This window comes from Rodentibacter trehalosifermentans, assembly GCF_002000545.1.
In the GTDB taxonomy this organism is placed as follows: Bacteria; Pseudomonadota; Gammaproteobacteria; order Enterobacterales; family Pasteurellaceae; genus Rodentibacter; species Rodentibacter trehalosifermentans.
This window is the reverse complement of sequence record NZ_MLHL01000032.1, coordinates 1-17670: the sequence shown is the minus strand read 5'-3', so window position 1 is coordinate 17670 and position 17670 is coordinate 1. Positions and strand designations below refer to the sequence as shown.

Genomic DNA, 17670 nt, shown 5'->3' with positions numbered 1-17670 from the left:
TAAGGAACGTTTATGTTGAAAGGAACAGTAAAATTAGGGGCGTTGGCGTTATCCCTGTCGATGATAACATCGGGTTGTGCATTGGCAGATTGGGCGAAAAATTCAACCACAAATCAAACGGTATCAAGCATTGATATGTCAAAACTTTCGCCGGAAGAGAGGGCGAAATTAGAGGCGGAAATTAAAGAAGATCAAGCCCGATTGGCGGCGGAAAAACAAGCGATGCTTGAAATGTCGCTCATTCATGAAATCGGTGAACAGCATCTACAGTTTAAACCGCTTCTTGCCAAACTCTATGCAGAGCATCGCTATGCGTTATTATGGCAGGACAAGGCCGCTGAAAAACAATTTTTGCGTGAATATGCGGCAATGGTTGCAAGTGGTATTTCAAAACGCTCGGCGCAATCTTTAGAACAGCTAAGCCAAGCAGAGCAGACCGGTGGGTTAACCTACGATGTATTACTCAGTGATGCTTTTTTGGATTATCTTTATTACAGCACAAATATTAATCAGCAAGCACAACGTTGGTTATATTCATCAAACAGTTATAAAGCCCAACAACCCGCTGATGAACAAATCCAACATTGGCTAAGTGCGGTTAAAAATCAAGAACTTTTGGCTTATGTCAAAGGATTATCCACGCAGAATACGCATTACCAGCAAACGATTCAAGCCTTATCCTCAATGATTTCAGCATCGGGTATTACACCAACAGGGAAAAAATTAGCCGTTAATGCACAACGTTTACGTGTGATTCCCGATTTCTATAATGGTATTTTCGTGAATATTCCAAGCTACCAGTTGCAATACTATCGTGATGGTCGTTTGGTTTTAGAATCCCGAGTTATTGTGGGGAAAAATGAGCGTCGCACACCGGTGATGTACAGTAAGTTAAGTAATGTTGTAGTCAACCCACCTTGGAATGCGCCAACGCGTTTGGTTAATGAAGATATTGTGCCGAAACTTAAACGTGACCCAGGGTATGCAGCCGCACATGGTTATAGCATTTTAGATAGTAAAGGTAATGCCATCGATCCTTATTCCATCAACTGGAATACGATTGGTAAAAACTTCCCTTATCGAATTCGCCAAGCACCGGGTGACAGTGCGCTGGGTAATTATAAATTTAATATGCCGAGTTCCGATGCGATTTATTTGCACGATACGCCAAATCATGGGCTTTTTTCCCGTAAAGATCGTGCCTTAAGTTCCGGTTGTGTTCGGGTGGAAAAATCCTCTCAGCTTGCAGGTATTTTGTTAAAAGAAGCAGGCTGGTCTGATGAACGTAAGAAAAATGTGCTAGCGAGCAAGAAAACAACTTCAGCAAATGTTCGTTCCGATAATCCTGTTTTCTTATATTATGTCACTGCGTGGGTTGATAATGGTCAAACCAAAGTATTACCGGATATTTACAAGTATGACAGTGCTGTAGGGAACAATGAAATAAACTGGAATACGGTGAAAAAATATCTTTAATCTTGACCGCACTTTAACAACGATGTGGTTTTTTATCAAAAAACGATAGTAAAAGGAGAAAATAATGAGCAATATTAACCACAGTCGCCGAAAGTGGCTGTCTTTGGGGGGAATTGTATTGGGGGCGACGATGGTGTCTAATCCGATTCTTGCTATGGTTTCTACACCTAAACCCCGTATTTTGGCATTCCGTAATATCAATACGGGCGAACGCTTAAGTGCGGCGTTTTCACCAAATGGAGGTTTTTCCGCTTCAATGCTTAAAAAATTGGATCATTTCATGCGTGATAAACGCACGAATCAGGTGCATCGTATGGATCCGAATTTGTTTATGAAGTTTTATCGTATTCAAAATCAGTTAGGGTTACAAACTGCAGAGTTTCAAATTATTTGTGGCTATCGTTCTCCGGCAACCAATGCGATGCGCCATCGCCAAAGTCGTGGGGTTGCCAGCAATAGTTACCATGTGAAAGGTCAGGCAATTGATTTTCGTATAGAGGGCGTACCACTGGCCAAGGTAAAACAAGCGGCGGAGCGTTTAAATAACGGAGGGGTAGGCTTTTATCCTCGCAGTAATTTTGTTCATGTGGACACCGGCCCTGTAAGAACTTGGCGGGGCGTGTAAAACGTTGAAAAAATCAACCGCACTTTAGTGCGGTTTTTTGTTTAGAAGGAGAGAAAATGAATATCGAGATCATTCCGGTCACAGCATTTCAACAAAATTGTTCATTAATTTGGGATGATGAAAAAAGGGCCGCTATTATCGATCCTGGTGGTGAAGCAGAAAAACTGATTCAGCGAATTGAAGAACTGGGGTTGGATTTAAAAGTGATTTTGTTGACGCATGCGCATCTTGATCATGTAGGGGCGGCAAGCCAATTGAAAGGGTATTTTAAGGTAGAAATTTGGGGGGCGCAGGAAGAGGATCGCTTTTTATTTGAAAGTCTGCCGGAACAAGCTGCACGTTTTGGTTTGCCGCACATTGAAGCATTTTTACCGGATCGGTGGCTGAAGGAAGGTGAAACGCTCAATATCGGTGATTTTCAATTTGATATTTTCCATTTACCGGGCCATACGCCCGGGCATATCGGCTTTATTGAGCAAGATAAGAAAGTGGCATTTACCGGCGATGTATTATTTCAAGGAGGGATTGGGCGAACAGATTTTCCAAGAGGAAATTACACTCAATTGATTTCTTCCATTCGTGAGAAATTATTTAAACTCAATGATGATATGATCATTATTGCCGGTCACGGGCCTTATACAACGATTGGACGAGAAAAAGCCGATAATCCTTTCTTAAAGTAAAAAATAAAGGCGCATTAAGCGCCTTTTTCAATGGGATTACATTTTTTCAACGGTCTTAATGCCTAATAATGTTAAACCTTGTTTTAAAGTTTTTTCGGTTAATAGGGCTAATTTTAAACGGCTTAATTTCACCTTTTCCTCTTGGGCATTTAAAATTGGGCAATGTTCATAGAAAGAGGAAAATATGCCGGCTAATTCATATAAATAGGCACAAAGTACATGAGGGGTGCCTTCTTTACCGACGGTTTGTACCGCTTCTTCAAATTGAAGTAATTTAATGGCGAGCGCCCGTTCTTTTTCATTGTCGAGAATGATTTCTGCCTCAGAAAGTGCGGTCATATCCACGTCTGTTTTATTGAAAATTGAGCGAATACGGGTGTAGGCATATTGCATATAAGGGGCAGTATTGCCTTCAAAACTAAGCATATTGTCCCAATCAAACACATAATCGGTGGTGCGATTTTTAGAGAGATCGGCATATTTTACTGAGCCAATTCCCACCGCCTCAATTACAGCGGCTTTTTCCGTATCAGAGAGTGCGCTATTTTTTTCATTGATAAGTGTGGTTGCCCGTTCAATGGCTTCGTCTAATAAATCAGCCAATTTCACCGTGCCGCCGCTGCGGGTTTTGAAAGGTTTGCCATCTTTACCCAGCATCATCCCGAAGTTTTTGTGTTCCAAAGAAAAACGCTCCGGGACATAGCCTGCTTTACGGGTAATGAGCCAAGCTTGTTGCATGTGCTGGCTTTGGCGGGTATCGGAGAAAACAAGAGCCCGATCGGCTTTTAAGGTTTCGTAGCGGTATTTGGCGGCGGCAATATCTGTGGTTGTGTAAAGGAAGCCACCGTCTTTTTTCTGTACAATAACCCCCATGGGTTCGCCTTCTTTATTTTTGAATTCTTCTAAATACACAACAAGAGCGCCCTCATCTTCAACGGCTAACCCTTGTTTTTTCAAATCTTCAACAATGCTTGGCAACATAGGGTTATATAGGCTTTCACCCATGACATCTTTTTCTGTTAAGGTGACATTTAAACGATCGTAATTACGTTGGTTTTGCTGCATGGTGATATCCACTAAACGTTGCCACATAGACAGGCAATATTCATCACCACTTTGTAGTTTTACCACATACTGGCGTGCTTTTTCGGCAAAAACCTCATCTTCGTCATAACATTTTTTAGCTTCACGATAAAAGCCTTCTAAATCTTGCAGAGCCATTTCATTAGCCTGTTCGTTTTGCATTTTTTCAAGATAGGCAATGAGCATACCAAATTGGGTTCCCCAATCCCCCACATGGTTTGCCCGAATAACATGATGCCCTAAAAATTCCAAGGTACGGGCAACGGCATCACCAATAATGGTGGAGCGAAGATGGCCCACATGCATTTCTTTTGCGACATTAGGGGAAGAATAGTCGATAACAATGGTTTGTTTTTCCGGGGTTTGAATACCTAAATGAGGTTGGGCAAGGGCATAAGACGTTTGTTTGGAAAGCCAATTTGGATTGAGGAAAATATTAATAAAACCCGGACCTGCAATATCAAGCTTTTCTGCAATATCGGATAAATTTGCCTTCTCTAGGACTTTTTCAGCAAATTCACGAGGATTTAAGCCCAATTTTTTGGCAGCCGCCATAATACCGTTTGCTTGATAATCACCAAATTGTGGTTTTCCTGATTGACGTACAAGAGCATCACAAGATTCATCAGCACCGGCTTTGATCATCGCTTGTTTGATTTTATCGGATAAAATAGATTGAATATTCACGGTTTTTCCTACGTTAAATTTGAAGAGTAAAAATAATCGGCTATGATAGCGTTCTTTACGCATTTCTCAAAGGGACAATATGACAAATTTCAATGAAAATTTGACCGCACTTTGGCATGAATTAAGGGATTTTGAGGAAAAAATTCAACAACTTGCCTCTGTTATGAAACTGAATTTAAGCAATTATGATATCGACCATATTGCGTTGAGGGTTAATGATGAGCAAAATGCAAAAATTTGGCTGACAGCATTATTAAAGTACGGTAAAATTTTGTCCGATAATATCGTCAATGGGCGGCCTATCTATTTAATTCAATTAGAAAGACCGCTTGCCTTTGCCGGGCAATTTGTTGATGTTATTGAATTACCGTTTCCTAAAAATAAACGATATCCTCAAGAAACTTGGGAGCATATTGAGGTTGTGGTTCCCTTCCTTGCGAATGAATCAACAGAAGCATGGATCGCAAGAATCAAACAACAATTTTTATGGCAACATTTAACCCAATTAACAATTAAAGTTAGTGAACCGAAAGTTGAAGGAGAACGTTTACCAAATCCTTCCATTGCAGTGAGTTTTGCAGATAAAAGCGCAAATCACACTTGCATAAAAGTTCACCCTTACTCAATAAAGAAAATACTCGAGGTTTAGCATAATGAAAAAGATGACCCTAGCATTAACTGTTCTACTGAGTTTAGGTTTAGCCGCTTGTTCATCAAATAACCAAAAAGATGAAAGCGCATATAAAGGTCAAGTAATTTTTAGTGAAATGAAAGGGGAAAACCTTCAATTAACTATCCGCAAAAATGATTGTTCCTATAAACAAGAAGGCGAAGTGGAAACGGTAACTCACGCCTATGATTCAACCCTTGTTGTGGGCGCTTGTGTGAAAGTATCAGATAACGGCAATGGTTTAAAAAATATTTCAACTTGGTCTCCAAGAAATCCAATTTAATTTATAAGGTCGATTAATTATGAAGAAAATGACAGTAGCATTGGTACTTGCTGTTGCACTTGGTGTAACAGGTTGTGCAAATACTGATATTTTTAGTGGCGATGTTTATTCTGCCGCTCAAGCGAAAGAAGCTCGTTCAATTAGCTACGGTACATTGGTTTCGGTTCGTCCGGTAAAAATTCAAGCAGATAACCAAGGTGTCATCGGAACTGTCGGTGGCGGTGTACTGGGTGGTGTTGCCGGTAATGCAATCGGTGGCGGTCGTGGGCAAGCGATAGCAACGGCGGTTGGTGCTATTGCAGGTGCGGTAGTCGGTAGCAAAATTGAAGAGAAGGCAAGTCAGGTCAATGGTGCCGAACTTGTGATTAAAAAAGATGATGGTAAGACGATTGTTGTTGTACAAAAAGCCGATCCTCAATTTGTTGCAGGTAAACGTGTTCAAATCGTAGGTGGCTCATCATTAAATGTTTCTGTTATTAACTAAACATTAATCAAATTTTATTTTTCAAAAAAGCGAACCTTGTGTTCGCTTTTTTGTCCTCTGAAATCAACCGCACTTTGGGGAGTTATCAAAACTTACTCATTTTTATTGAATTTTGGAAATAAAATATTTAGTTTGGAATTTATTGCTTGAAAATTTCACTTTGCTCTCAGAAGTATCGGCTATAAAAAATCGGATAAATTAAATTATTTATCCGATTTTTATTATGAATTAGTTTAACAAAATTTCAAATGCGATTTAATCACACTATCGTTTTATGTCCAATATTTGTCAATTTCAGCACGAATGGCTTCAGCGGTAACTTTGCCTTTTTCACCTACTAACGCTCGACCGGCAATGAAGGCCTTGGCATTTTTAATTTCTTTGAAGAGATGAATATCTTCCGGCACAATGCCACCAGTGATGGAAAGCTCAAGTCCTAAAGCGGATAATTTTTTCATTAATTCAACATCCTCTGATGTCCAACCTTTACCTGCTAATTCGGCATCTCGTGAGCGGTGATAGATCGCTTGTGTCACCCCTAACTCAACCCATTCTTTGGCATCTTTTTCGACAGTCCAGTTACCGTAGATCTCTATTTGAATTTCCTTTTTCACCTTTAATTCAGGGTGTGCGGCATTGAATTCATCAGCCACTTTTTTGCAAGCGGCTTTGGTTGCAGGGTGAGCGGCGGCAGAAACCGTCAGCCAGTCTGCTCCGGCTTCAAATGCCATTTTAGCCAAAATAGCCCCCCCATCGGTGGTTTTTAAATCGCAAACAATAATATGGTTTGGGTGTAAGGCCCGTAAGGTGCTAACTGCTTTCATACCTTCCGCACAGGCAAGAATGGTACCGATTTCAATGATTTCCACTGAACTTTCTGCTTGTTTAGCATCAGCAACTGCTTTTTCTAAAGAAAGAGAGTCAAGGGCAATTTGTAATAATGGTTTAGACATTGTAATTATTCCTTCTGTTAAATTGAAATGGGGGAAAGTGCAGTCAATTTTAACCGCACTTTTTCAAATAAGATTAGCCATTTAATGCGTTATCAATGGCGGCATAAACTTCTTCGGCACTGTTACAGTGGCGGAAACGGTTTAAATCTACACCATCATCGTTATCCGGATCATCAAGCACTTGAGTAATTTCCATTAAACCTTGCATATGCTGATCGGAGTCACTACCTGCGAGGGTGATTAAAACATAAACAGGGTCATCTTCACCTTCAAAATAAATCGGTTCTTTTAATGTGACTAAAGCAAACGCCGTTTTGATCACACCTTCTTCCGGACGAGCGTGAGGCATGGCAAGACCCGGTGCTAAAATAATGTAAGGACCCATTTTTTCGATATTACTGATAATGGTATCGTAATAACGGGGTTCAATAGCACCGGAAGCCTCTAATAAATCCGTGCCGATTTTGATCGCTGTTTTCCAATCTGCTGCAGTTTGATTGAGTTTAATTGAATTGTTTGCGATAAGTGATTCTTTTAACATAATGACATCCTTAACTATAGTAGTGTGAAAGTGGTGCGGTAAATTTTCACTGAAAACTGACCGCACTTTGTGAATAATTATTTGTTATTTTGGAATTTGTTAATCAATTCGATTAATTCATCACCAAAAGAGTTTGGATTAAGCATATTTTGTACGCCTAATACAAATTTACCCTCACTCACTTGAATTTCATCGGATAAATGTTTAGAGGAGACAATAATATCTGTACTGTCTAATTTGCCCTTGTAGTCGGTGACCGCACAAGAATCCATAATGTTTGGAATACCACGTTTGTCTAAATAGCCTTTGATTTTCATCTTCATCATCATTGAAGAACCTTGACCTGAACCACAGACAGCAAGGATACGAACCGGTTTAACCGTATCATCGGAAACATCATCACTTTTGACCGCACTTTGAGTTGCTTGTTCTTGGGAAACGATTTCTTCCTCGTCTTCATCCACGCCATAGCCATCCATTTGTTCAAGGGTTTTACCGGCAGCCGCAGCCGCTGCTTCAGCTGCACGCAATTTTTTCGCAGCAAATGCCATATAAACAAATGCAGCAGCCAAGATGACAAAGAAGAAGAACGGAATACTGACAATACCTTGTAATACTGGAGGGAAGAATAATGCCCAGTCAGCCATCCCCATCCAACCGTTAAAGGTTGCGCCTTGGGTTGAGAGTAAGTGAATAACCCAGGCTGAGCCTAATACTTCAATGATCCCCATCACAAAACAGATTTTCATTACTGCGCGCCAGCCACCGAAATGGTTGGCAAATACACCGATGGTGGCATTAGAGAAGAACATTGGAATGAAACCGGGGATGATTAATACGGAAGCATCAAAACCAAGTAATAGACCAACAGCAACGAATTGACCGATTGCTCCCCACATAAAACCGAAAACCATGGCATTCGGTGAGAAAGCATAAATTGCCGCACAGTCAATGGCTAACACCGCATTAGGAATGACTCGTTCGGAAATACCTTTGAAGGCTTCGGATAATTCGGCAACAAACATCCGAACCCCGATAACAATCACTTGAATTGCCACGGCAAATTTTAATCCGGTCTCAAAAATATAAATTGTCCAGTGTGTTTTTCCTGCCATAGTTTGCAGATTATCTAAGCCGAAAGAGAGTAAGATAATCCCGAAGAATACGGTCATCACCAATACAGTCGCAGAAATACTATCGTGGAAAATATGTAGCCATTTTGGCAATTTCATATTATCAACGCTGTCTTCTTTATTACCGAGTTTTGGTGCGAGTTGAACCGCAATCCAAGAGGCGATTTGTTGTTGGTGACCGATAGAAAAACCGGCACCACCGGTTACGGCTTGAGTTGGTTTATACATAATATTAGAGGAAATCCCCCAATATAACGCCATAATGATTGCCGTATAGATGATGGTTTCCATCATTGATGCGCCAATGAGCATATAGAATACAGCGACCAAACCGGCTTGTTGGAACATAATATGCCCGGTGAGCATAATCGTGCGAATGCCGGTAAAGCGTCTAAATACCACAAGCAAAATATTTAAGGCTAATGCGAGTAAGACGGCATAACCCACCCAAGCATAATTATCCGCCATAGTTTCAATGGTGGCTTGCATACTGGTGTAGGGGTCAATCACTGCGCCTGTTAAGCCGTGATATTCGGATAATTTTTCAATGATTGGTTTAAAACCTTTTACTAATTCACCGGCTCCCACTTGAACGAGCATAAAACCAACAATCGTTTTAATCGTTCCTTTGATAATGGTTGTTGTATCCTTACGGAGAAGAATATAGCCAATACAGGCAACAATACCTAATAATAGTGGTGCTTTATTAAGAACCTGATCCCTAAAAATAATAAATAGCTCTAATAACGTTTCCATAACAGAACCTCTGTTGACTTTGATTAAATGGAAAATACTTCGTGTTTGAATTCATTTCGAATGATCTCGAAAAAGAAATCCAGCAAATAATAGCAATTATTTTTGAATAAAAAAGAGTGGATTTGATTTTTTGTGAGCGATATCACATTTTATTTTCATAACCTTATAAGTGCTAAGGGTTTTATTTATTTATTTAGCTTAGTGAGCTAATCTTTTCCTATTTTTAATTGCTTATTTGTTCTATTTTGTAGTAACTAAAAGACAAATTGAGATCTTGTTCACAAATTTTAGAAAAAGTGTTTTACAAAATGAAATGATTTGATATGATTAGTTTTGATTATTTTGATAACTGAAGGAGTTAAATATGAGCAAAATTCAAGAAATTACCCGTGAAAGTTGGATTCTTTCTACTTTTCCTGAGTGGGGTACCTGGCTAAATGAGGAGATTGAGCAAGAAGTTGTGCCTGAAGGCAATTTTGCGATGTGGTGGCTGGGTTGTGTGGGGGTTTGGATCAAAACACCGGGTGGCGCAAATCTTTGTATGGATTTATGGTGCGGTCGTGGCAAAAGCACGAAGAAAGTGAAAGATATGGTGCGAGGTCACCAAATGGCAAATATGGCGGGTGTTCGTAAATTACAACCAAACTTGCGCGCTGCACCAATGGTGTTAGATCCCTTTGCAATTAATGAGGTGGATTTTATTCTTGCTTCTCACTACCACAGTGATCATATTGATGTGAATGTGGCAGCAGCGATTGTCAATAACCCTAAATTAGATCACGTGAAATTTGTTGGTCCTTGGCACTGTGCGGAATTATGGAAAAAATGGGGTGTGCCTGAGGAGCGTATTATTGTTGTTAAACCGGGCGATGTGGTGAAATTAAAAGATGTGGAAATTCATGCGCTTGATTCTTTTGATCGCACTTGTTTGGTGACCTTGCCGGTTGAAGGTGCGGAAGAACAGGGGGGGGAATTAGCCGGTCTTTGCCCATCAGATGAAGAAATGGGACGCAAAGCGGTAAACTATGTGTTCAAAACACCGGGTGGTAATATTTATCACGGTGCGGATTCTCATTTCTCAATCCAATTTGCTAAACATGGTAAACAATTTGATATTGATGTTGCGCTTAATAACTACGGTGAAAATCCGGTCGGTATTGCCGATAAGATGACTTCTGTTGATTTATTACGTATGGCGGAAAGCTTGCGTTGTAAAGTCATAATTCCGGTTCATCACGATATTTGGACAAACTTTATGGCAAGCACTGACGAAATTATCCAATTATGGAAAATGCGTAAGGAACGTCTGCAATATCAATTCCATCCATTTATCTGGGAAGTGGGCGGTAAGTATGTTTACCCACGTGATAAAGATTTAATTGAATATCATCACCCTCGTGGCTTTGATGATTGTTTTGAACACGAACCTAATATTCAATTCAAATCAATGTTATAACAAAAAAAGCCACCTTTTTTGCTTGAAGGTGGCTCATTTTTTGTTCATTATTAGCAGTGGCATCAAAGAAATAGCAAGGAAAATATAATGAACGAAAATTATCGTCATCGACGATTGTTACAATTATTACTTGAGAAAAAAGCACTTTCGACAACAGAAATTGTTGATCAACTTGAGATTTCACCGGCAACAGCAAGACGGGATATTAATAAATTAGCACAGCAAGGTCGATTAAAAAAAGTACGTAACGGCGCAGAGTCAATACAGTCTTTTCCTGCTGATTATCAATATAGTCCGGTTATTCATAATATTGATGAGAAACAACGCATTGCTCAGGCGGCAAGTCAATTATGTCAAGATGGTGATTCGATTATTTTAACCTGCGGTTCGACAATGAAAATGTTAGGCGAACATTTATGCGGAAGAAAATTACAAATCATCACAAATTTTATTCCTCTTGCGAATAAGCTAATTGAAAACAATCATGAAGATATTGTGATTATGGGAGGACAGTATAACCGAAATAAGGCGATTACCCTTTCCCTCAACCAAGGCGAAAGCCCCTATGCTGCCAATATTATGTTTACCAGCGGAAAAGGTTTTACCACCGAGGGGCTGTATAAAACCGATATGATTATTGCCAATTCGGAGCAACGGTTATCCGCCAAGGCGGGGAAATATGTGGTGCTACTTGATAGCACGAAATTAGGGCAACAAGTGGGGATGTTATTTACCAAATTACAAGATATTGATTTATTAATTACCGGCAAACATGCAGAGCCTGAATTGATCCAAGCGTTAAAAGAAAAAGGTTTATCGGTAATGCTCGTTTAGACAAGTTGAAAGAAAGATTCAAATAAATTATTCACGGTGTTCGTATTTTTAAGTCGAACATATTATCTATCCCAATCCTGACAGGAGTGTTCAGTGAGAAAACATAAACTCGGCATTTATGAAAAAGCCTTACCTAAAAACATTAGTTGGCAAGATCGCTTGTCTATTGCGAAAGCTTGTGGTTTTGATTTCGTTGAAATATCTATTGATGAAACCGATGAGCGTTTGGCGCGCTTAGACTGGAGTAAAAAAGAGCGGTTGAAATTAGTGAAAGCTATCGTAAATACCGGTGTGACAATTCCATCTATGTGTTTATCGGGGCATCGCCGTTTTCCTTTTGGTAGCCGTGATGAAGCCACCCGTCAAAAAGCTTATGAAATTATGGAAAAAGCCATTCAATTTGCGGTGGATACAGGGATTCGTACCATTCAATTAGCCGGCTATGATGTTTACTATGAAGAACAAGATGAAGGTACAATCCAACGTTTCCAACAAGGCTTAGAATGGGCGGTGGAACTCGCTGCCAGTAATCAAGTGACCTTGGCGGTAGAAATTATGGATACGAAATTTATGAGTTCCATTTCCCGCTGGAAGAAATGGGATGAGATCATTGAATCTCCTTGGTTTACCGTTTACCCTGATTTAGGTAATCTTTCTGCGTGGAATGATAATGTTGCCGAAGAGTTAAAACTCGGTATGGATAAAATTTCCGCCATTCATCTCAAAGACACCTATAAAGTGAACGAAACCTGTGCCGGTCAGTTCAGAGATGTGCCTTTTGGCGAGGGCTGTGTTGATTTTGTTGCTTGTTTTAAAACCCTTGCAAAATTAAATTATCGGGGCGCATTTTTAATTGAGATGTGGACAGAAAAAGCGGATGAACCTATTGCGGAAATTATTAACGCCCGTCGTTGGATCGAAGAAAAAATGAAAGAAGGAGGTTTCCAATGTTAGAAGCATTAAAAGAAAAGGTATTGAAAGCGAATTTGGCTTTACCAAAACACCAATTAGTCACATTTACTTGGGGAAATGTTAGTGGAATTGATCGCACTTCAAATTTAGTCGTAATAAAACCTTCCGGTGTGGATTATGAGGTGATGACCGCAGAAGATATGGTGGTGGTGGATTTGTTCACCGGTGAAGTGGTGGAAGGCAATAAAAAGCCCTCTTCCGATACCCCGACACATCTTGAGTTATACCGCCGCTTTAAAGATATTGGCGGGATTGTTCACACCCACTCCCGTCACGCCACCACTTGGGCGCAAGCGGGTGAAGATCTGTTGGCATTGGGCACTACTCACGCTGATTATTTCTATGGCACAATTCCTTGCACCCGCAAAATGACACCAGCTGAAATTCAGGGAGAATATGAGCTGGAAACGGGGAAAGTGATTGTTGAAACTTTCCAAAAACGCAATATTGATCCAAACCAAGTGCCGGCAGTATTGGTTAATTCTCACGGTCCTTTTGTGTGGGGAACGGATGCGGATAATGCGGTGCATAACGCAGTTGTGCTAGAAGAATTGGCTTATATGAATCTGTTTAGTAAAGTGCTAAGACCAGGTTTGGGTTCAATGCAACAAGAGTTGCTGGATAAACACTATCTTCGTAAACACGGCAAAAATGCCTATTATGGTCAATAATATTTAAAAATAAGGCGGTTTTTGACCGCCCTTTTCAATTTAAGGGGAGTAAAAATGAATTATAAAGTCGTTGCGTTTGATCTTGATGGCACATTATTAAATTCGGAAGGCAAGATTCTGCCGGAAAATAAACAGGCAATTCAATCTGCAATAGAAAAGGGAACTAAAATTCTGTTGGTGACCGGACGTCACCATACTGCCGTGAAACCTTATTATCACGAATTAGGTTTGGATACACCCATTATCTGTTGTAATGGCACTTATGTTTATGATGTGGCGACAGATTCCACACCCTTTGCTAATCCGCTTTCCAAACAACAGGCACAATTAATTTATGATGTGGCCGAAAAACATCATTGCCACCTGTTGATGTATTCCCGAGATTCAATGAATTATGCGCAACTTAACCCGCATATGGAAAAATTTCTGAAATGGGTAGAAACTTGCCCACCTGAGGTTCGCCCAGATGTGAGAAAAGTTGAAAGTATTCAAGAAGTGATAGATAACCATCACCCAATCTGGAAATGTGTCATTAGCGCAGAGAATAAAGCGATGATGAATGATGTAGTCAATGAACTGCCGATCTCACAATTTAGTTGTGAATGGTCGTGGGTAGATCGTGTAGATATTGCCAATGCTGGTAATACGAAAGGCGGGAGATTGTTGGCTTTATTGAATATGTGGGGAATCGATCCAAAAGAGGTGATCGCATTCGGTGATAATCATAATGATATTAGTATGTTAACACGGGTGGGCCTAGGCGTTGCCATGGGCAATGGGGAAGAGGAAGTAAAGTCACAGGCAAAATTAGTGACCACATCAAATAATGAAGGGGGGATTGCACAAGTGTTAAAAGAGGTGCTATCAGGCTAATTTTCATTTTTATCTTCTTTATTCCACTACAAAAAAGTGCGGTCAAAATTGACCGCACTTTCGCTGGTATAAAATGATCTTTTATACCGAATATTTCGGTTGCTTAAATACCGTGACTTCCGGTGCAATGCCCGTGTATTTTTCTACCTGAACAAGACAAGTATTCGGCGAGTTACCTTGGGCGAGTTTGGAGGTGCCCTCATCACGGGTTAGCACATTTGGACTACCGTTTTTACACAGCGGCATTTCGCCTTTCCCTAAATCGAGTGGGTCATACCACGCGCCTTCATGTAATCCAACCGTCCCTTTAATAATTCCCTCCGTTACAACAGCCCCGGCTAACACTTGACCCCGAGCGTTATGGATACGCACAATATCGCCATCTGCAATACCACGGGCTTTGGCATCTTCAGGGTGAATTAAAACCGGTTCACGATCATTGACGGCATATTTTTGGCGTAATGAGGTGTGGGCCAATTGGCTGTGTAAACGATAGTAGGCATGGGGGGTGACAAGGGCAAGAGGGTGCGCTTGTGTACGATTACCGGCAAATTCTTCCGGCTCCATCCAAGTGGGGTGACCTTTGCAATCGTCATAATTCATTTTTGCCACCACATCGGAGTAAATCTCAATTTTGCCTGATGGGGTGCCAAGTGGGTTAAGCAGCGGATCTTCACGAAACTCGGCATAGCGCACCCATTTTTTGGCGGTTTCATCGGCTTCAAATAGGAAAGGTTTGTTTTCTTCCCAGAAGCGTTCAAAGCGAGGCATCGCAACACGGTTTTGACGTGCGCTCGTGAACGCGGTTTTATAAAATCCTTCCAACCATTCCATTTCCGTTTTGCCTTCCGTAAAGGCTTCTTCTTTACCGGCACGTTTGGCAAGTTCGGCAAAAATATCGAAATCGTTTTTCGCTTCAAATTGCGGTGGTACCACTTGTTTCATTGGATAGACCGCAAACATGGAATAGTCGCCACCCATGGTTAAGTCATTGCGTTCATAGCTGGTTGTTGCCGGCAAAACAATATCCGCCATACGGGCTGTTGGGGTCCAGTTAACTTCATTGACAATAACGGTTTCCGGTTTTTGGAACGCTTTAACTAATAAATTGGTATTTTGATGTTGAGTGAAAGGATTTCCGCCCGCCCAATAGACGACTTTAATATCCGGATAGGTAATTTTCTCACCATTATAATCAATAGTTTTACCCGGATTGAGCAAGGCATCGGCAATACGCGCTACAGGGAAGGAGAATTTTGCCGAATCATCTAACCAGGTTTTTTCCCCGCTCCCGCCTGATGGTGTGGCACTGATTGAACCAATGGTTCCTCCTGTCGCAGTAGGGACCCCGCCGTTGGCATAGTGATAGCTAAAACCAAAACCTCCGCCCGGTAAACCGATTTGTCCCAGCATTGAAGCTAAGGTGACTAACATCCAATGGGATTGCTCACCATGACGTTGACGCTGTATTCCCCAGCCGCCCATTAACATGGTGCGGTTGGTGGAGAAATCATGGGCTAATTGTTTAATAATATCCACCGGCACACCACAGATTTTGCTTGCCCATTCTGCCGTTTTCGGTTGACCATCGGTTTTACCCAGTAAGTAATCTTCAAATTTACTATAACCGGTGGTGTATTTTTTTAAGAAAGCTTTGTCGTGCTTGTCTTCGCTGACTAAGGTGTGGGCAATCCCAAGCATTAAAGGAACATCTGTTGCCGTATTGACAGGGATCCATTCTGCACCAAGCATTTGGCAGGTTTCACTTTTTATTGGATCAATACAGAGAATTCGTTTGCCGGTGGCTTGGAATTTTTTGAAATACTCAATGCCTTTTTGATCGGAAGACATCCAAGCAATGCGTAACGTGGTGAGTGGGTTGGCTCCCCAAAGCACAATGATATCACTGCTTTCAAGTAAGACTTCCCAGCTGGTTTGTTGTTCATAGACTTCAATCGTACCCAAAACATGCGGCATAATCACTTGTGCGGCACCGGTAGAGTAGTCACCTTTGTAACCCACAAAGCCACCGGTGATGTTCATATAACGTTGTAAAAGTGTGCGGGAGGCATGGAGAGAGCCGCTACTAAACCAACCATAAGAGCCGGCATAAATGGCACTGGCGCCATATTGTTCACGCACTTTATGAAGCTGATGATGCACAAGATCAAGCGCTTGTTCCCAAGATACCCGCACCCATTCATCACGACCACGCATGCTGGTATCGCTGTTTCCCGGGTTTTCTAAATAACCTTTGCGTACCATTGGGTATTTCACACGGGTTTCACTATAAAGTTGTTCGGCTACCACGGTTTGCAGTTCATTAGGGATGGCAGGTGCTATGGCCGCACCGGATTTTACCGCTTTGCCATCTTGTACGACGACACCTATCGGCCCCCAATGTGCCGCCGTTACCACAGTTTTTAATTCAGGCTCAGCAGCGGCTGCCGTTTTCGACAATACAGCCCCCATCATTCCCCCGGAAAGGGATACCCCGGCAACACCAAGGGAGGTATTTTTAATGAAATCACGGCGTTGTTGATTAAGGTTATGCTTTTTCATATTGACCTCGTTTAGCGATGAAAGTGAATTATTTTGCAACCATATCTTTGGCATGGCGTTGTAAGTAAATGGTTAAAGCACGCACTTCATCTTTATTCATTGAAGTGCGATCTTTCATGGAATTGACCACGCCAATCCATTGGTTTGCCGTGTAGTGATCGGCACTAATCGCCGCATGACAGCTACTGCAATGGGTTTGGTTTAATTGGCTACCGTATTGATTAAGTGCGGTCAAATCTGAGGACATTTTTTCTTTTGGTACAGAAACAATAAAGCGCACTTCTTTCCAGTCAGAATCGGTTACCTCATCATGTTGGGTTTGTAATACTGTCATGGCTTTACGCGCCTGTTCATCGACTAACGCCACATTAATACGCTTACCGAGCGCTTGATAAAGCACCGAATCGGCACCGACTTGTTGCCAGCCCTGTAAGCTGCCCACTAATTGCTCACCTTTGGTTTGCCAATTTGTGATTTCCGCATAAGGCATTAGGCGAATATCGCCTCCTTGTTCGTCTTGTGCCGAGCTCATCGTTGTCGCATAAATCGGTGCTTGTTGGGTGAGATTTCCAGCTAAATTGGAGGGGGATTGTGCTTCTGTGCTGCCATGGGTTTCAGGCAAAAAGTGGACGATACCTTTATGGCAATCAATACAGGTCTGTCCATTGGCTTTCGCACTGATATGGGTTTGTTTGGCAAGGCGGCTTTGTGCAGAAAATTCCATCGCCTCAAAGCTGTGGCAACTACGGCAAGTTTCGGAATCCGTTGCTTTCATCTCATCCCATACCCGTTGTGCCATCTCGGCACGGTGGGCTTCATATTTTTGCTTCGTATCCAATTTACCCTGCATTTCATACCACGCATCTTTAAGTGCAATAAATTTTGCTTTCACATAGTGCCAACCTTCCTGTGGAACGTGGCAATCGGC

17 protein-coding genes are annotated in these 17670 nt (G+C 41.4%); 11 read left to right on the top strand and 6 right to left on the bottom strand.

The window, feature by feature from the left end:
* Positions 1–12 precede the first annotated feature (12 nt).
* From BKK52_RS06505 to BKK52_RS06495, 3 genes are all read left to right on the top strand, one after another.
* Complete coding sequence (locus BKK52_RS06505) at positions 13–1476, top strand: L,D-transpeptidase family protein (RefSeq protein WP_077420953.1); 1464 nt, start codon at positions 13–15, stop codon at positions 1474–1476.
* Between the two features lie 64 nt (positions 1477–1540).
* On the top strand, positions 1541–2101 hold the full coding sequence (mepK, locus tag BKK52_RS06500) for a peptidoglycan L,D-endopeptidase MepK (protein WP_077420954.1): 561 nt from the start codon (positions 1541–1543) through the stop codon (positions 2099–2101).
* A gap of 56 nt (positions 2102–2157) precedes the next feature.
* Complete coding sequence (locus BKK52_RS06495; protein ID WP_077420955.1) at positions 2158–2784, top strand: MBL fold metallo-hydrolase; 627 nt, start codon at positions 2158–2160, stop codon at positions 2782–2784.
* A 36-nt stretch (positions 2785–2820) separates the two neighbouring features.
* On the opposite strand, the gene argS is transcribed toward BKK52_RS06495, so the two are convergent.
* Positions 2821–4554, bottom strand: coding sequence for an arginine--tRNA ligase (argS, locus tag BKK52_RS06490; RefSeq protein WP_077420959.1), 1734 nt, complete (start codon positions 4552–4554; stop codon positions 2821–2823).
* Between the two features lie 79 nt (positions 4555–4633).
* Between argS and BKK52_RS06485 the strand changes: the two genes are divergently transcribed.
* Genes BKK52_RS06485 through BKK52_RS06475 form a run of 3 tightly spaced genes read left to right on the top strand, consistent with a single transcriptional unit; the run spans position 4634 to position 5991 of the window.
* Positions 4634–5203 (top strand): VOC family protein, encoded by a 570-nt coding sequence (locus tag BKK52_RS06485; protein ID WP_077420956.1) that lies wholly within the window; start codon positions 4634–4636, stop codon positions 5201–5203.
* A 4-nt stretch (positions 5204–5207) separates the two neighbouring features.
* The gene (locus BKK52_RS06480) at positions 5208–5507 is read left to right on the top strand and encodes a hypothetical protein (protein ID WP_077420957.1); all 300 of its coding nucleotides are present in this window, start codon (positions 5208–5210) and stop codon (positions 5505–5507) included.
* Between the two features lie 19 nt (positions 5508–5526).
* A complete protein-coding gene (locus BKK52_RS06475; protein WP_077420958.1) occupies positions 5527–5991 on the top strand; it encodes an outer membrane lipoprotein in 465 nt (154 codons plus the stop codon).
* Between the two features lie 272 nt (positions 5992–6263).
* Here the strand turns inward: BKK52_RS06475 and BKK52_RS06470 are convergent, their stop codons facing one another.
* From BKK52_RS06470 to BKK52_RS06460, 3 genes are all read right to left on the bottom strand, one after another.
* Positions 6264–6944 (bottom strand): 3-keto-L-gulonate-6-phosphate decarboxylase UlaD, encoded by a 681-nt coding sequence (locus BKK52_RS06470; RefSeq protein WP_077478292.1) that lies wholly within the window; start codon positions 6942–6944, stop codon positions 6264–6266.
* Between the two features lie 73 nt (positions 6945–7017).
* The gene (locus BKK52_RS06465) at positions 7018–7485 is read right to left on the bottom strand and encodes a PTS sugar transporter subunit IIA (protein ID WP_077416956.1); all 468 of its coding nucleotides are present in this window, start codon (positions 7483–7485) and stop codon (positions 7018–7020) included.
* 77 nt (positions 7486–7562) lie between these two features.
* On the bottom strand, positions 7563–9374 hold the full coding sequence (locus BKK52_RS06460; RefSeq protein ID WP_077416954.1) for a PTS ascorbate-specific subunit IIBC: 1812 nt from the start codon (positions 9372–9374) through the stop codon (positions 7563–7565).
* A 364-nt stretch (positions 9375–9738) separates the two neighbouring features.
* Between BKK52_RS06460 and ulaG the strand changes: the two genes are divergently transcribed.
* The 5 genes from ulaG (at position 9739) to BKK52_RS06435 (ending at position 14180) form a co-directional block, all read left to right on the top strand.
* A complete protein-coding gene (gene ulaG, locus BKK52_RS06455) occupies positions 9739–10830 on the top strand; it encodes an L-ascorbate 6-phosphate lactonase (protein WP_077416952.1) in 1092 nt (363 codons plus the stop codon).
* Between the two features lie 87 nt (positions 10831–10917).
* Positions 10918–11664: an HTH-type transcriptional regulator UlaR gene (gene ulaR / locus BKK52_RS06450; protein ID WP_077421330.1), complete on the top strand. Its 747-nt coding sequence runs from the start codon at positions 10918–10920 to the stop codon at positions 11662–11664.
* Positions 11665–11757: 93 nt separating this feature from the next.
* Positions 11758–12618 carry an L-ribulose-5-phosphate 3-epimerase gene (locus BKK52_RS06445; RefSeq protein ID WP_077473640.1) on the top strand — a complete coding sequence of 287 codons (861 nt, stop codon included), beginning with the start codon at positions 11758–11760 and terminating at the stop codon, positions 12616–12618.
* The gene (gene araD / locus BKK52_RS06440) at positions 12612–13307 is read left to right on the top strand and encodes an L-ribulose-5-phosphate 4-epimerase (RefSeq protein ID WP_077421328.1); all 696 of its coding nucleotides are present in this window, start codon (positions 12612–12614) and stop codon (positions 13305–13307) included. The genes BKK52_RS06445 and araD overlap by 7 nt, the downstream gene beginning before the upstream one ends.
* A gap of 54 nt (positions 13308–13361) precedes the next feature.
* Positions 13362–14180 (top strand): pyridoxal phosphatase, encoded by an 819-nt coding sequence (locus BKK52_RS06435; RefSeq protein WP_077421327.1) that lies wholly within the window; start codon positions 13362–13364, stop codon positions 14178–14180.
* A gap of 81 nt (positions 14181–14261) precedes the next feature.
* On the opposite strand, the gene torA is transcribed toward BKK52_RS06435, so the two are convergent.
* On the bottom strand, positions 14262–16742 hold the full coding sequence (gene torA / locus BKK52_RS06430) for a trimethylamine-N-oxide reductase TorA (RefSeq protein WP_077421326.1): 2481 nt from the start codon (positions 16740–16742) through the stop codon (positions 14262–14264).
* A gap of 28 nt (positions 16743–16770) precedes the next feature.
* Positions 16771–17670, bottom strand: a 900-nt coding sequence (locus BKK52_RS06425) for a NapC/NirT family cytochrome c (protein WP_077478290.1), incomplete at its 5' end; no start/stop codon positions are given.